The following is a 13,870-nucleotide window of genomic DNA, read 5'->3' as shown; positions in this document are numbered from 1 at the left end:
CAGGTAAGTCCGTGGTGCATTTGGTGTTCACAGTTTGGCAGCACGTTGAATTCTATGCGGCACATTATTTCTAGCCGTCCTTTGAGAGCGATGAACTCCCGTCAGGAGCGCGATGCATGGCGGCGATAGATCCCAACAAGCCCAAGATTCTGGTCGTCGATGACGAACCCGATAATTTAGACCTGCTCTATCGCACCTTTCACCGCGAGTACAAAGTGCTGCGGGCAGAGAGCGGGCCAGAAGCGCTCAACATTCTGGCCAGCGAAGGTGGCGTGGCGGTAATCATTTCCGACCAGCGGATGCCGTCTATGAGCGGTACAGAATTCCTGAGCCTGACCGCAACCCAGTACCCGGACATTATCCGGATTATCCTCACGGGCTATACCGATGTGGAGGATCTGGTCGAAGCCATCAACTCCGGCAAGGTCTTCAAGTATGTCACCAAGCCCTGGGACGATGAGGAACTGAAGGGCGTGGTGCGGCAAGCCGTGGACACGCACAATGTCCTGAAAGCTCGCACTCAGGAATTGCAGCGATCGCTCCGTCAGGAATCTTTGCTGAATGCCGTCACCAATACCATTCGTGGAGCGTTGAACTATCGGCAGATCCTGCAAACCATTGTGGAAACCGTCGGCCACATGTTTGAGGTGGACTGCTGCCTGCTGCGGCCGGTTCACGATAACCGCCTGGGGAGCGAGGTGTTTGTCTATCGCTCTCGCAGCGTCACCGAAGCCGAGGAACACACCGACCTGGCCCACCGACTGGATGATGTCAGCAGCCTCGCCCACACCGTCTGGGAAACGCGAGACGTGCAGATAATCTACGATGCCCGCGCCGAAGCGGAACTGCTGGCCACCTGCCCTACCGAAGCCGGACAGCAGGCCTATCGCGCTGCTAACATTGCCTCTAGCCTGGTGGTGCCGCTGATCTGTCAGCAAGAGCTGATGGCAGTGCTGGCGCTGCACCAGTGCGAAACGCCGCGCACCTGGCAAGACGACGAGGTGCAACTGGTGGTGATGGTGTCGGATCAGGCGGCCCTGGCACTGTCGCAGGCCAAGGCTTACGAACAGGTGCGATCGCTCGCCCGTCGAGAAGCGCTTGTGAACACGATCACCACTGCCATCCGCTCCAGCCTCGATCCCCAGGATATTTTCTCTGCCATTACCCAAAAGCTGGGGCAGGCCATTCATGCGGATGGCTGTGCCCTGTCGCTGTGGACAGAGGGCAACGAGTTTGTGCAGTGCGTAGGGCTACACGAACTCACCCACGATGGAAAGGAAGTGTCTTCTGGGCTGCCGCTGGATGAATGGGGGCGGAGTGATCCTAGTTCGCGCCACCAGTTGCCGCTGTCGTTGGTTCCCATTTCGGGCAATCCCGTGCTGCAACGGCTGCTGTCTACCCAGGCTCCCGTGGTGATCAACGATCTCAGCCAGCATCCAGAGCTAAATGTCCCTGACCTGCCGCTGCGATCGCCCGCCCGTGCCCTGCTGGTCGTGCCGCTGCTCAGCGATGGCCAGATTATCGGCAGTATTTCGCTGCGCCAGATGCACCAGCCTCGCCAGTGGTCGGCAGATGAGATTGAACTGGCCCAGGCTGTGGCAGTGCAGGCGGCGATCGCCGTGCAGCAGTCTCGTCTCTATCAAAAAACGCGCCAGCAAGCAGAACAGCTTTTGGAACTCGATCGCCAGAAAACCGAGTTTTTCCAGAACGTATCCCACGAATTTCGCACCCCGCTGACCCTCACCATCGGCCCGCTAGAGTCGGCCGTGTCCCAGCAGCAGGGTCTCAGCTTCGAGCAGTCGCAAATTGCCCTGCGAAACTCGCGCCGTCTGCTGCGATTGGTGAACCAACTGCTCGATCTCCAGCGGCTCGATGCGGGACGAATGCAGCCTAGCTTCCGCCCCTGCGACCTGCGCGACTTTGCCAGCCAGATCATCGACAGCTTCCGCCCCTATTGTGAAAAGAAGCAGATTCACCTGATTACGCACCTAGAGCCGTGTCCCTCGGTGTACCTGGATGTCGAAAAGTTCGACAAGGTGCTATACAACCTGCTGTCGAACGCCATGAAGTTCACGCCGTCGGGCGGCACGATTACCGTCACCGTGGCTCCAGCAGGGGATCATTGCCAGATTCGGGTGCAGGATACGGGCATCGGCATCCGTGCTGACCAGATTCCTCATTTGTTTGAGCGGTTCCGCCAGGCCGACGGTTCCGCTAGCCGCAGCTATGAGGGCAGCGGTCTGGGACTGGCGCTGGTGAAGGAACTGGTCGAAATGCACGGCGGCCAGGTGACGGTGGAATCGGTCTATGGCGAGGGCACGTCCTTTATCGTGTGGCTGCAAACCGGACTGACCCATCTGCCGTCGGATCAGGTGATCGAGATTCCCGCTGAGTTGGAGCATAGCCGCTCTACGGTGGAACTGGCGGATATTGAGGGTGATTTAGCGCTTGCCCAAGATGCAGAACAGCGACCCGTGGCGATCGCCCCTTCCCCCAGCGCTCCCCCGACCCAGATCACGGGCGCACCGGCCCTAGAGTCGCTGCCCCTCGCCCAAACTGCGGCCACTTCACAAAGCACAGTCTTGGTGGTAGACGACAACGCCGATATGCGCGGCTACGTGTCCAGTGTGTTGCAACAGGCGGGCTATCAGGTGATCACCGCCCGCAACGGAGCCGAAGGCTTTATGACGGCGCAGGTGCATCGTCCCCAACTGATCCTGACGGATCTGATGATGCCGCTGGTGTCGGGGCTGGAGTTAATCCAGATGGTGCGCCAGGATGATGACCTGAAGGGCACGCCCGTTGTGCTGGTGACGGCCAAAGCTGACGAAGAAACCCGCATTGAAGGAGCCGAAAAGGGAGCCGACGGCTATCTTTCTAAGCCGTTTAATGCGCGAGAACTGGTGGCCGAGGTGCGGAACCTGCTGGCGCTGAAAGAGAGCGAACGGCGCGTGGCGGAGCTAAATACCTATCTGACGGAATCGGTGCTGAAGCGATTTTTGCCGCCGTCGCTGGTGGAAAAAGCGGCACGGGGCAACCTGGCGCTGGATTTGCGGCCGGAACCGCGCATGATTACGGTTCTGTTTAGCGACATTATCGGGTTTACGCAGCTTTCCAACACGCTGCGATCGCGCCGGGTGGCCGAACTGCTGAACGAGTATCTGACCGAAATGACCCACGCCATTTTTGAGCATGGCGGCACGGTTGATAAGTTCATGGGCGATGCGATTTTGGCGATCTTTGGTGCGCCAGAGGAAATCAGCCCCAACGAGCAGGTGAAGCGGGCGATCGCCGCTGCCCAGCAAATGTATCGCACCCTTGATAAGCTCAACGAGCGCTGGCAGGCTCAGGGCATCAGCCGCGTCCAGTTTCGCTGCGGCATCCACCAGGGAACGGCCGTCGTCGGCATGTTCGGCGGCTCCGAACGCACCGACTACACTGCTATCGGCCCCAGTGTCAACATTGCTGCCCGCATCCAGGAAGCCGCCGAACCCGATACGATTCTGGTGTCTGCTGCCGTGGCCGATTACCTGGATCAGCACACGATTACCAAGTTCAGCCCGCTGGAACTCAAGGGCGTAGATGAGACTGTGCTGACCTTCGCCATTCGCATCGATCACCTAGATGAGGCGATCGCCAAGACACAAGAATAAGGCAATCCAAGCCGCCCAGCCAAAATCGCCTATCCAAAATCGCCTATCTAGAATCGCCCAGCCAAGATCTAAAATCGCCCCAGGCCTTGCTGAATTTCTCGTCCCAAAATTGCGCCTGTGATCAGGTGATAGGGAATCAGCCAGACCATCATCGGGTAGATCCAGTAAAAGAACAGCAGCACCAGCAGCGGATAAAACCCAAGAATCGACAGCGCCAGCGCAACCGCCAGGTTAATCGCGTAGAACCGCAGCGTGAAGCGGCCGAGGTGAAACGTTTGGGCAATATTGGGCTGTTTTAGCAGGTGGCGCACATAGCGATTTTGGAAATAGAACGAGATGCCGTTGACCAGGCCGGCGGCCGCCAGAAGCATGGGCACCGATTGGCGAAAGGGCACACCATTGGCAAAATCTGTGCCCCGACTCCATCTCCAGGCAATGGCGACGATCGCCAGCGCAGCAAAAAGCAGCGTCCACCACAGGTAGGAAACCCGGAAGCGCTGCAAAATTTCGAGACGGGTTTGGGCGGGGGGAGGGGGAAAGCTGCTCATTACTGGAGATTGACTGGAGATTAACTGGAGAGTATGCCAGGGGCAGGACTTTGGGCTTGCGGGCGGGGCATGGGCCAAGAGGCTATGAACGGGCTGAAGTGAGGGCGAACGAGGTTGCAGGATGTTTGGTGTCTCAAGGCGGGCGATCGCTACAATCGTAACTTTGGTTACGTTTTGAGGTTTCAGCCCCTCAATCAAAGTACAAGGAAAGTAGACGGCTGAATTCGCTTCCATGCTCGAACTCGAACGCTACATCTCAGCGTACATCTGGTTAGAGTACACACTGGAGGATTTTCCTATGAGCATTGATCATCAGGCCCGCGAACGCCTGGCCCAGCAGCGCCAGCACGCCGAACACCTGCAAGACACCATGCTAGAACGCGCCGAAGCAGAACTAGCGGCAGATGGCGGTTCCCAGATTGCCGAACAAGCGAGAGAAGCGCTGACCGAGCAGCGACTCCACGAACAGCAGCTTCAAGACAATATGTTAGAAAGAGCAGAGGAGGAAGTCGGCTCGACCTAATCCTGACGCAATTTTGAGACCCCTCATCACATGCAGATTCGGGTTCAGCCGTTTACCGTCCATAAGCGAGTGCCGCTCACCATTAGCCGGGGAACGACGGCCGAAAGCACGAACCTGTGGCTAATCTTGGAACACGATGGGATTGAAGGCTGGGGCGAAGCGTCGCCGTTTGCCGCTGGGCGATCGCCCCAGACGACCAGCACGAGCGCCGCCGCCCTAGAAGCCGCCGCGCCACATCTGGCAGACTATACGCCCTACGACCAGCAGGCGATCGCCGCTCGTCTGGAGGAACTGCACCTGCCCTCGGCCGCCCGGACTGCGCTGGATCTGGCGCTGCACGACTGGCTCGGCAAACAAGCGGGGCTGCCGCTGTGGAAGCTATGGGGATTGGAGCGCGATCGCATCGTGCCCACCTCCGTTACCATTGGCATCAACACGCCGGAGGCCGCTCAGCAGCGACTCCGGGGCTGGCTGGAGCTAACCCAGGTTCACGCGGTGAAAATCAAGCTGGGCAGTCCGGCGGGGCTGGAAGCCGACCGCGCTATGTTTTCGGCGGTGCTGCAAGACGTGCCGACGGGCGCAAAGGTGAGCGTGGATGCCAACGGGGGCTGGGATTTGCCAGGGGCGATCGCCATGAGTCACTGGCTGGCAGAGCGCGGGGTCTCCTATCTAGAGCAGCCGCTCGCACCGGGACAAGAAGCCGATTTGCCAAAGCTCTACCGCGAGTCGCCGCTGCCGCTGTTTGCCGATGAAAGCTGCTTTGACCGCACCGATATTCCCAAACTGGGCGATCGCGTCCACGGCATTAATATCAAGCTCATGAAAGCGGGCGGGCTGAGCGAAGCGCTGGCAATGATACATACGGCCCAAGCTCACGGCTTGCAACTGATGTTTGGCTGCTATTCTGACAGCACGCTGGCCAACACCGCCGCCGCCCACCTCACGCCCTTTGCGACCCACGTCGATCTCGATAGCCACCTGAACCTGCTGGATGACCCGTTTCTCGGTGCAGAGATGCAGGAAGGACGGCTGATACCGGGCGATCGCCCTGGGCTGGGCGTGGTTCGTACTAACTAAACAGGTTAAGGATCAACAGGCTGAATACTCCATCCATCCAGCAGTCGGCTAATGGCACGGGCGATCGCCTCACAACCGACTCAGATATTTGAAGCGCTCATTTTCTACACACTTTCTCAGAGCTTGTAGAAGCTTGAGTCTAGCAGAAGCCTCTAAATACTGCTCTTTGGAAGAGAGGTCACCCAAAACGCGAACTAAATCATCGCTTTCTCGAACAATCTCATCTCTCAAAAAATTACTCAACTTTCTACGAGTTTCACCTTCTAGATCAACGACCAGGACGGTGACTTCCTCTCCGTCCCCTCGCATGGTTCTATCTTCAGATTTGCCGATTTTAGAGAATTCTGACTGGGCTAGCCATTGATAAAAATTCTGAGGAACTTCCACGACCTCAGCAATTTCATGGGCCTGTGAATAGAATGAGATGTCCAGCATCAGTCTTCCTCCGATGATTCGGACTCCAACGGTTCAGAATTGCTAAAAACTGTATCTGGAATGTTTTCCGCATAGGCAATGTCGTACTGATCAAACAGCGCTTTGGTGGGCTTGGTAATCAACCCTGTTGTTAATACTGCCGAGATATTTCCCTTATTCACAATCTTCCGCGCCAGCGCTGAGTCAATTTGCCTTCGGGTTTTGATTTCAATGTAAGGCATCTACAAGTTTTACGCTGAACTAGCTCAAAGCGAGTTCCATTTAGCATTCATCTGTCGGACGATGGCTTTGACCTTTGATTCATCTTCAGCATGATAGTAGAGAATATCTCCATGCGGATCGTTGCCTGTTGTGCGATCGCAGGAAATGCCCTCTGCTCTCAACTGTCCGATGACCCACATGATCAAATCTCGGTGAGCCTCCAGGTGAGCAATCATTCGATCTTCATCCGTTTGCCAATCTTCCCGCGCCATCGCCAAGATTCTGCTAGGTTCAGGGATCAAGGCTGCACTTCGATGATGCCGCCGCCCAAGACGCGATCGCCCCTGGCCGCGTCTTGCCCGTCGCCGTCATACCACACGGCCGCTTGCCCTGGGGTAATGCCAAACTGCGGCTCGTCGAAGGTGATTTTCAGGCGACTTGCGTCGTCGTTGAGCGGGACGAGCGTGGCAGGGACGGGCGTGGCGCGATAGCGGGGCTGCACAAAGGCGCGAATCGGGCCGCTGGGCGCGGCAATCGACACCCAGTTCACCCGCTGCACGGTGCATTCTGGCTGATGAACACTAGCGCGATCGCCCACAATCACCCGATTCCGCCCTACGTCAATGCCCACGACGTACAGCGGTTCCGCTGCCGCAACCCCGATGCCCCGGCGCTGACCGATGGTGTAGTGGTGAATGCCGTCGTGTTGACCCAGCACACGACCCGACTGATCGACAATATCGCCCGGTTTAGGAGCCAGGTATTTGTCTAAAAAGTCGCGCATGGAGCCGTGCGCCTCAATCAGGCACAAGTCCTGGCTTTCTGGTTTTTCGGCGGTGTGCAGGTTAAACTCAGCAGCCACCCGGCGCGTTTCGGTCTTGGTCTGGTCGCCCAGGGGAAAGTGGACGTGGGCCAGCACGTCTTGCGGCAGGTCATAGAGAAAGTAGGACTGGTCTTTGCTCAGGTCTGCGGCGCGGCGTAGCTCATAGCGCCCAGTTTCGGGGTTGTGGCGAATGCGGGCATAGTGGCCTGTGGCGATCGCGTCGATGCCCAGTTCCTCTTTTGCATAGCGCAGCATCGGGCCAAACTTCACCGCCCGGTTGCACTGCGAACAGGGCAGGGGCGTAATACCCGCGCCATAGCCTTCCACCAGATAATCCACAATATTTTCCTGAAACAGATCCCGGCTATCGACAATGTGATGCGGGATTTCCAGTTCCTCACACAGCCGCGCCGCGTCCACCATGCCCTCCGAGCAGCACTGACCTTTGCCCTTCATTAGCCACAGTGTCACGCCCACCACCTCATAGCCTTGGTGGTGCAAGATGGCAGCAGCGGTGGAACTGTCTACGCCGCCGGAGAGGCCGACAACAATTTTGGTCATGCTTGGATATGCGGGTGAGAAGGGCGTAAAAAATATCGGGCTTGACAGCCTTTAAATTCTAGTCCAAAACGCTAGGTGGCTGGTTTGAAGCGAAACGGTGCGATTGGGGCGATCGCCCATCTTGCAACGCCCAAGCAATCCTAAACGCCACGCGATCCGCAAACGCACCAAGCGATAATAAAGATCTCGCGAGATCTTGCCCAATCTTGCTAACTTGCTTGCCAACTTGCTGCACCCCGCTGTCCCATGCCACAAACCCATTCCGAACCCTCCGCACTACCCACTGACCCGCCCTCGGCGACATCTGCAACGAGCGATCGCCCCCAGCCGCCGCTCTTGGGGCAATCCCTCGACCAGTTGACCGCGTGGGTGCAGCAGCAGGGCCAGCCGGCCTATCGCGGCAAGCAGCTTTATCAATGGCTCTATCAGCGGGGAGCGCGATCGCTCTCGGAGGTGACCGTGTTTCCCAAGGCGTGGCGGGCCGAGGTGGCAGACTATCCCATCGGGCGATCGCACGTCCACTATCGCGCCACGGCTCCAGACGGCACGGTGAAGTTTCTCCTGCGCCTGGGCGATGGGCACATCATTGAAACCGTCGGGATGCCGACCTATGCCAGCCCGCTTGATCCCCCTAAATCCCCGCGCTTGCACGCCGCTTCGCTAGAAACAAGGGGGACTTCCGAGCCTCAACACCTCAGATCCCCGGCTCCCCTCTCGCGGCTGACGGTCTGCGTCTCCTCCCAGGTGGGCTGTCCCATGGCCTGCGACTTTTGCGCCACGGGCAAGGGCGGCTTTTTGCGAAATCTGGCGGCGCACGAAATCATCGACCAGGTGCTGACGGTGCAGGAAGACTTTGGGCAGCGGGTCAGCAATATCGTGTTTATGGGCATGGGCGAGCCGCTGCTGAATACGGACAATGTGCTGGCGGCCGTGCGATCGCTCAATACCGACGTAGGCATTAGCCAGCGCACCATGACCGTTTCCACCGTGGGCATTCCCGGCCACATCCGCCGTCTGGCGCAACACAAACTGCAAGTGACGCTGGCCGTCAGCCTACACGCCTCCAACCAGGCGACGCGAGAAGCCCTGATTCCCAGCGCTAGGCACTATCCCCTAGAAGCGCTGCTCGACGAATGCCGCGACTATGTGCAGGAAACCGGGCGGCGCGTCACGTTTGAGTACATCCTGCTGGCAGGGATGAACGACGAACCTGAACACGCAGAAGAATTGGCGCACCACCTGCGCGGCTTCCAGAGCCACGTCAATCTGATTCCCTACAACCCCATCAGCGAAGTCGATTATCAGCGCCCCGACGAGCGGCGGATTAAAGCATTCGTGCGATCGCTCCAGGATCATCACATCGCCGTCAGCGTCCGCTATTCTCGCGGGCTAGAGGCGGATGCGGCCTGCGGGCAGTTGCGGGCCAGGAGGGGGTAGGGGAAGAGGAAAGAAAGAAGAGGGAAGAACGAAGAACGAAGAGAGAAGAGGTTTCGTTCTTCGTTCTTCATTCTTTCGTTTTTCCCTCAACCTCCCCACACCTTGCTCAACACCGTCTTCGGGTCAATATCAGCCATGTTGCCTGTGGGAGATTTGATGCCTGCGAAGCGATCGCTCTTGGGCAGCAGCTTTTCGGGATCGGTGGGGCCAAACAGGGCGAGGGTGAAGACCTTCAGCGCCACGGCTAGGTGCATGGGGGCGCTGTCGGTGCAGAGCATCAGGTTTGCCCCGGCAATCATGGCGGCTAGTTTGCCAATGTCCGGCGGCGAGGTGATTTTGATGCCGGGGGCTGCCTGAGCCAACGTCGCCACAAACGCCTCGTCTTCGGGACCCTGCACCACCACGATCGGCAGGTCGGGCTGCTTGGTCTGAAAGTCTTGAATAATCGCCTGCCAGTTTTCGACGGGATAGATCTTGTCGATACCCTTAGCTTTGGCAAGCTGGCTAGAGCCGCCGTGGATCAGCACATAGCCGCCGCTGCCCAGTCCCAGCCGCGCCCGCTCGGCCTCGGCCCAGTCCAGGTCTTTTTTGGGAATGCTGATGGACGGATCGGGGCAGGGCGTGTCGATGCCTAGCCCCTTCAGCAGATCGTGGTACATCGCAGCCGCATACTGGTCGGTGTTAAGCGGCACTGCATCGGTGAGAAACAGACCGCTCGAACCGCTCTGATAGCCAATGCGCTTGGGTGTACCCGTCAGCCACAGCAGCAGCCCCACGCCCCAGCGCTGCCCCAAGGAAAGGGCTACGTCGTAGGAGCGATCGCGCAATACGCCCAGCAGGTTTGCCCAATCCGCTGGGCTGTTGTTGTCTTTGAAGTCAAACGACAGCACATCGCTGACTGACTTGCTGACCCGGTAGGCGCTTGTTGCCCTGGGTTCCACCACCACATCAATCTCCGCATTGGGATAGGCTTGCTTCAGGTCGTCCAGGGTGGGGAAGAACAGGATCTGGTCGCCAATTCCCCCCGGAACAAGGGCCACAACTCTCATACCACTTGGTTACTCATACATCTCCCCCAAAAGCTTACAGCAAGACGGCAAGGGGCGATCGTATCCAGAGCATCGGAGTCACACTAGAGTTTGAGCAAACCCAGACACGCGCCGCGTCTTCTAGAATGGAGCGGAATTTGCAAGCGCACCCGCCTCGATCACTGTAGTTCTTCATGTCGCATATGTCGCATTAGTTCTCCTAATGTGGCGCTTGATGTAGCGTTCCGAATGAAACTACCAGAAGCCCCCAGAAGCTCGACTCGGCAATCTAAAATCGCACAAAATCGCAAATTCAAAATCGCAAATCCAAAATTTATGATTGACCTCTACTATTGGCCGACCCCAAACGGACACAAAATCACTATCTTTTTGGAAGAAGCAGCGCTGGACTATCGCATTGTGCCCGTCAATATCGGCGCGGGGGATCAGTTCAAGCCCGATTTTTTGAAAATTGCGCCCAATAATCGGATGCCTGCCATTATCGACCCAACTCCGGCCGATGGCGGCGAGCCGATTTCGGTGTTTGAATCGGGGGCGATTTTGCTGTATCTGGCGGAAAAGACAGGGCTATTTCTGCCGAACACCCTGCGAGGGCGCAAGACCGTCACCGAGTGGCTATTTTGGCAGATGGGCGGGCTGGGGCCGATGGCGGGGCAAAACCATCACTTTTCGCAGTACGCGCCAGAAAAAATTCCCTATGCGATCGCCCGCTACGTCAACGAAACCAATCGGCTCTACGGCGTACTCGATCGACAGCTCCAGGGGCGCGAATACATCGCGGGGGACTATTCCATCGCAGATATGGCGTGCTACCCCTGGATCGTGCCCTACGAGCGGCAGCAGCAAAACCTGGAGGACTTTCCCCACCTGAAGCGCTGGTTTGAAACCATGCGCGATCGCCCTGCCGTGATCCGCGCCTACGAACGGGGGCAGCCCTTTAGCAACATGCCCACCGTCAACGACGAAAGCCGCAAAATTCTCTTTGGGCAAACCGCCGCCTCGCTCCAGCCGCCCACCGAATAAACCCCCCCCCCCCACCACCTCGTTCGGCGAGGCTCACGAGCCGCCAGCCCCCCAACACCCTTGCATCTCCAGCCAACTAGAGAGTTTACAATAGAGCTACGGATTTTGCGGAGTCGAGTATGCTAACGCAAGAAAAATCGATGCGGATTGGTGAAGTCGCCAAAGCAAGTGGGCTGCCCATCAAGACCATTCGCTATTATGACGAGCTGGGTCTGCTGAAAACTTCTGGCAGAACGAAGAGTAACTATCGCCTGTTTGGCCCAGAGGTGTTGGGGCGGCTGCGGTTTATCAAACGCGCCCAAAGCCTGGGGTTGAGCCTGGTAGAAATCAAAGAGTTTCTGACAGTGCATGACCAGGGTAACTTACCCTGTAGCCAGATCCGCACCAAGCTCGAAGATAAGTTAAACGAAATCGAGCAGCAGATTCAGCAGCTCCAAATCCTCAAGCAGGAATTGGGCGGGCTGCTGTCGGGCTGGCAGGCGATGCCGACAGCTTCTGCCGAAACAATCTGCCCTATCATCGAGCAGAGTCAGGTCAGGAAAACACACCACTCATGAAAAACTGGCATCCTCAATGGGCAAACCGGGGAACAGGTGTTTCTACAGTAGGGCTGGCTTTGTACTTTTGTCTTGTTGCATTGCCTGCCCAGTTGCAAGCGCCAACCACGACAACCGCATCTTGCTTGCGCCGAGTCATTGACGCGGGTAACTGATGCGGATGATTGACGCGGGCGATCGCATCTACTACAATCGTCCATCAAGCTGTAATGATTCCCAAGTCAGCGCAGCCTAACTTTCTCCCCGAAATTTTGGTCGTTTGGTCATTTACGGCGCTGGTAGATGTTTGCACCATCTACCAACACCTGACCCCTCGACAGCTACAGCCTGTCTCAGGGCTGCGTCCATTTTAGGCCGCCCTGTCTCCAGCGCTTCACGTCTATGGGCGGCCAACTTTTCGGGGTTTCCCTACCTCGTTTCCACAGGAGGAAACCCCAAATGTTCCCAATTCAATATGTCTGGTCGTCCCCATTCTCGGAGGCGACCCAGTTTTCGCTGCCGCCGCTCACCTGCGAGCTGCCGCGCCATCGCCGCCTGCGCCACTACATCGTCGGCCAGCCCGAAGATGCCCAAATGGCGATCGATCGTCTGCATTTGTTGCACTACGCCGAGCGCTTTGAGTGGACTCGCCCGCTGCAACTCCCGCAACACGGCATCGTCATCAACCTCCACCAATCCGGCGAGGTGCTGCGCTATCTGCATCGCGACGTGCGCCTCGATGCCGCTGGCAATGAGTAAGAATCAGTGAGCTAACACAGCAGAACTCCGACTTATCCCAAAAGTCGGAGTTCTGGAGGGCGATCGCTCTTGAGTTTTGGATTTTGGAGGGGCGATCGCTCAATCCAAAACCCAAAATCCTCAATCTAAAATTCAAGGGCGATCGCCCCTAGAGCGCTTTGCTCACTCATCCATCCAGCGGACTCCGCACTCCTCGCCCACCCCGATTTAGCACATGGGTATAAATCATCGTCGTTTTCACATCTTTGTGACCCAACAATTCTTGCACAGTACGGATATCGTAGCCATTTTGTAGCAAATGCGTCGCAAAACTATGGCGAAACGTATGACAACTGACTCGTTTTTGAATTCCAGCGACTCTTACTCCCTGCTTCACTGCTTTTTGAACACCACTTTCATGCAAATGGTGCCGACGCACTACACCATCTTCTCGACCAAGCGCCCGCGAAAAAGCCGGAAACACATACTGCCAGACCCACTCCCGTTCTGCATTGGGATACTTCCTTTGCAACGCATAGGGCAAGCGCACCAACCCATAGCCTTGCTCCAAGTCTTGTCGATAAATCCGCTTGACCCACTGAAGATGCTGCTGAAGAGGATCAACGAGGCTATCGGGTAGCATCGTCACGCGACTTTCTCGCCCTTTTGTATCTCTTAACACAATCTGACGCTGGGCAAAATCAAGATCTTTGACCCGAAGCTGCAAGCCTTCACTGAGGCGTAGCCCACTCCCGTAAAGTACTTTTACAACCAGTTGATAAACACCAGGAATGTTTTGCAAAATTGCCTGCACTTCTTCTTGGGTGAGGACAGTCGGCAAATAGCGTTTTGGAACTGCTCGTTCTGCGTCCAAGTTCCAGTTTGTGTCGCGCTGATAGACCTCGCGATACAAAAACAGCAATGCGCTAAATGCCTGATTCTGCGTAGAAGGCGCGACCTGTTGATGCACTGCCAGGTGCGTGAGAAAAGCTTCGACTTCTGATGCACCCATCTCTCTTGGAGACTTCATGCCGTGAAAAGCGACAAACTGCCTGACCCAGTAAATGTAGCTCTTTTCGGTCTTGTAGGAATAATGCCTGCGGCGAAGCACGCTGCGAATCTGGTCAAACAACTTAGGCTGAGAGGACATCTCTGATAGTACATATAGACCCTGATGTATCAAAAAATACGACACCTCTTTGAAAATCCGATTCTGAAAATATACGGAAAATGTCGGTCTAATTACCCTGGGGCAGATATTATACG

Annotated in this window: 14 protein-coding genes; 7 read left to right on the top strand and 7 right to left on the bottom strand. The window is 56.9% G+C overall.

The features are described from left to right. The first annotated feature begins 116 nt into the window (after nt 1-116). Nucleotides 117-3,653 (top strand): response regulator, encoded by a 3,537-nt coding sequence (locus IGS51_RS02080; RefSeq protein ID WP_297075284.1) that lies wholly within the window; start codon nt 117-119, stop codon nt 3,651-3,653. A 68-nt stretch (nt 3,654-3,721) separates the two neighbouring features. Here IGS51_RS02080 and IGS51_RS02075 read toward each other — a convergent pair whose 3' ends face one another. Next, nucleotides 3,722-4,201, bottom strand: a complete 480-nt coding sequence (locus IGS51_RS02075) for a hypothetical protein (RefSeq protein WP_297075282.1) — start codon at nt 4,199-4,201, stop codon at nt 3,722-3,724. Nucleotides 4,202-4,499: 298 nt separating this feature from the next. Between IGS51_RS02075 and IGS51_RS02070 the strand changes: the two genes are divergently transcribed. Together IGS51_RS02070 and IGS51_RS02065 are read left to right on the top strand one after the other, a co-directional pair. Beyond that, nucleotides 4,500-4,724, top strand: coding sequence for a hypothetical protein (locus IGS51_RS02070; RefSeq protein ID WP_297075280.1), 225 nt, complete (start codon nt 4,500-4,502; stop codon nt 4,722-4,724). 30 nt (nt 4,725-4,754) lie between these two features. Beyond that, entirely contained in the window at nt 4,755-5,801 is a 1,047-nt protein-coding gene (locus IGS51_RS02065) for a dipeptide epimerase (RefSeq protein ID WP_297075279.1), read from the top strand. A gap of 69 nt (nt 5,802-5,870) precedes the next feature. Here IGS51_RS02065 and IGS51_RS02060 read toward each other — a convergent pair whose 3' ends face one another. Genes IGS51_RS02060 through mnmA form a run of 4 tightly spaced genes read right to left on the bottom strand, consistent with a single transcriptional unit; the run spans nt 5,871 to nt 7,821 of the window. After that, entirely contained in the window at nt 5,871-6,236 is a 366-nt protein-coding gene (locus IGS51_RS02060; RefSeq protein ID WP_297075277.1) for a hypothetical protein, read from the bottom strand. Continuing rightward, nucleotides 6,236-6,457: a hypothetical protein gene (locus tag IGS51_RS02055; protein WP_297075275.1), complete on the bottom strand. Its 222-nt coding sequence runs from the start codon at nt 6,455-6,457 to the stop codon at nt 6,236-6,238. Before IGS51_RS02055 ends, IGS51_RS02060 begins: the two co-directional genes overlap by 1 nt. Before the next feature lie 24 nt (nt 6,458-6,481). Continuing rightward, complete coding sequence (locus IGS51_RS02050) at nt 6,482-6,709, bottom strand: hypothetical protein (protein ID WP_367279234.1); 228 nt, start codon at nt 6,707-6,709, stop codon at nt 6,482-6,484. A 26-nt stretch (nt 6,710-6,735) separates the two neighbouring features. Then, the gene (gene mnmA, locus IGS51_RS02045; protein WP_297075273.1) at nt 6,736-7,821 is read right to left on the bottom strand and encodes a tRNA 2-thiouridine(34) synthase MnmA; all 1,086 of its coding nucleotides are present in this window, start codon (nt 7,819-7,821) and stop codon (nt 6,736-6,738) included. Nucleotides 7,822-8,067: 246 nt separating this feature from the next. On the opposite strand from mnmA, the gene rlmN reads away from it, so the two are divergent. Then, nucleotides 8,068-9,258, top strand: a complete 1,191-nt coding sequence (rlmN, locus tag IGS51_RS02040; protein ID WP_297075271.1) for a 23S rRNA (adenine(2503)-C(2))-methyltransferase RlmN — start codon at nt 8,068-8,070, stop codon at nt 9,256-9,258. An 86-nt stretch (nt 9,259-9,344) separates the two neighbouring features. On the opposite strand, the gene IGS51_RS02035 is transcribed toward rlmN, so the two are convergent. Next, entirely contained in the window at nt 9,345-10,307 is a 963-nt protein-coding gene (locus IGS51_RS02035) for a glycosyltransferase family 9 protein (RefSeq protein ID WP_297075270.1), read from the bottom strand. Nucleotides 10,308-10,622: 315 nt separating this feature from the next. Here IGS51_RS02035 and IGS51_RS02030 point away from each other — a divergent pair, with 315 nt between their 5' ends. The 3 genes from IGS51_RS02030 to IGS51_RS02020 all read left to right on the top strand — a co-directional run bounded on the left by IGS51_RS02030 (nt 10,623) and on the right by IGS51_RS02020 (nt 12,625). Next, complete coding sequence (locus IGS51_RS02030; RefSeq protein WP_297075268.1) at nt 10,623-11,330, top strand: glutathione binding-like protein; 708 nt, start codon at nt 10,623-10,625, stop codon at nt 11,328-11,330. A gap of 119 nt (nt 11,331-11,449) precedes the next feature. After that, nucleotides 11,450-11,887, top strand: a complete 438-nt coding sequence (locus tag IGS51_RS02025; protein ID WP_297075267.1) for a heavy metal-responsive transcriptional regulator — start codon at nt 11,450-11,452, stop codon at nt 11,885-11,887. Nucleotides 11,888-12,325: 438 nt separating this feature from the next. Further along, nucleotides 12,326-12,625, top strand: a complete 300-nt coding sequence (locus IGS51_RS02020; RefSeq protein WP_297075265.1) for a hypothetical protein — start codon at nt 12,326-12,328, stop codon at nt 12,623-12,625. A 166-nt stretch (nt 12,626-12,791) separates the two neighbouring features. On the opposite strand, the gene IGS51_RS02015 is transcribed toward IGS51_RS02020, so the two are convergent. Beyond that, a complete protein-coding gene (locus IGS51_RS02015; RefSeq protein ID WP_297075384.1) occupies nt 12,792-13,754 on the bottom strand; it encodes an integron integrase in 963 nt (320 codons plus the stop codon). Nucleotides 13,755-13,870: the final 116 nt, after the last annotated feature.

The sequence above is a fragment of the Thermoleptolyngbya sp. M55_K2018_002 genome (assembly GCF_015295965.1).
Lineage (GTDB): Bacteria > Cyanobacteriota > Cyanobacteriia > Elainellales > Elainellaceae > Thermoleptolyngbya > Thermoleptolyngbya sichuanensis.
This window is presented reverse-complemented; position numbering and strand designations above follow the sequence as displayed.

Bases quoted from the DNA above. Each gene is read 5' to 3' on its own strand.
- IGS51_RS02080 (WP_297075284.1), top strand. From the start codon at position 117: ATGGCGGCGATAGATCCCAACAAGCCCAAGATTCTGGTCGTCGATGAC.
- IGS51_RS02075 (WP_297075282.1), bottom strand. From the start codon at position 4,201: ATGAGCAGCTTTCCCCCTCCCCCCGCCCAAACCCGTCTCGAAATTTTG.
- IGS51_RS02070 (WP_297075280.1), top strand. From the start codon at position 4,500: ATGAGCATTGATCATCAGGCCCGCGAACGCCTGGCCCAGCAGCGCCAG.
- IGS51_RS02065 (WP_297075279.1), top strand. From the start codon at position 4,755: ATGCAGATTCGGGTTCAGCCGTTTACCGTCCATAAGCGAGTGCCGCTC.
- IGS51_RS02060 (WP_297075277.1), bottom strand. From the start codon at position 6,236: ATGCTGGACATCTCATTCTATTCACAGGCCCATGAAATTGCTGAGGTC.
- IGS51_RS02055 (WP_297075275.1), bottom strand. From the start codon at position 6,457: ATGCCTTACATTGAAATCAAAACCCGAAGGCAAATTGACTCAGCGCTG.
- IGS51_RS02050 (WP_367279234.1), bottom strand. From the start codon at position 6,709: ATGGCGCGGGAAGATTGGCAAACGGATGAAGATCGAATGATTGCTCAC.
- mnmA (WP_297075273.1), bottom strand. From the start codon at position 7,821: ATGACCAAAATTGTTGTCGGCCTCTCCGGCGGCGTAGACAGTTCCACC.
- rlmN (WP_297075271.1), top strand. From the start codon at position 8,068: ATGCCACAAACCCATTCCGAACCCTCCGCACTACCCACTGACCCGCCC.
- IGS51_RS02035 (WP_297075270.1), bottom strand. From the start codon at position 10,307: ATGAGAGTTGTGGCCCTTGTTCCGGGGGGAATTGGCGACCAGATCCTG.
- IGS51_RS02030 (WP_297075268.1), top strand. From the start codon at position 10,623: ATGATTGACCTCTACTATTGGCCGACCCCAAACGGACACAAAATCACT.
- IGS51_RS02025 (WP_297075267.1), top strand. From the start codon at position 11,450: ATGCTAACGCAAGAAAAATCGATGCGGATTGGTGAAGTCGCCAAAGCA.
- IGS51_RS02020 (WP_297075265.1), top strand. From the start codon at position 12,326: ATGTTCCCAATTCAATATGTCTGGTCGTCCCCATTCTCGGAGGCGACC.
- IGS51_RS02015 (WP_297075384.1), bottom strand. From the start codon at position 13,754: ATGTCCTCTCAGCCTAAGTTGTTTGACCAGATTCGCAGCGTGCTTCGC.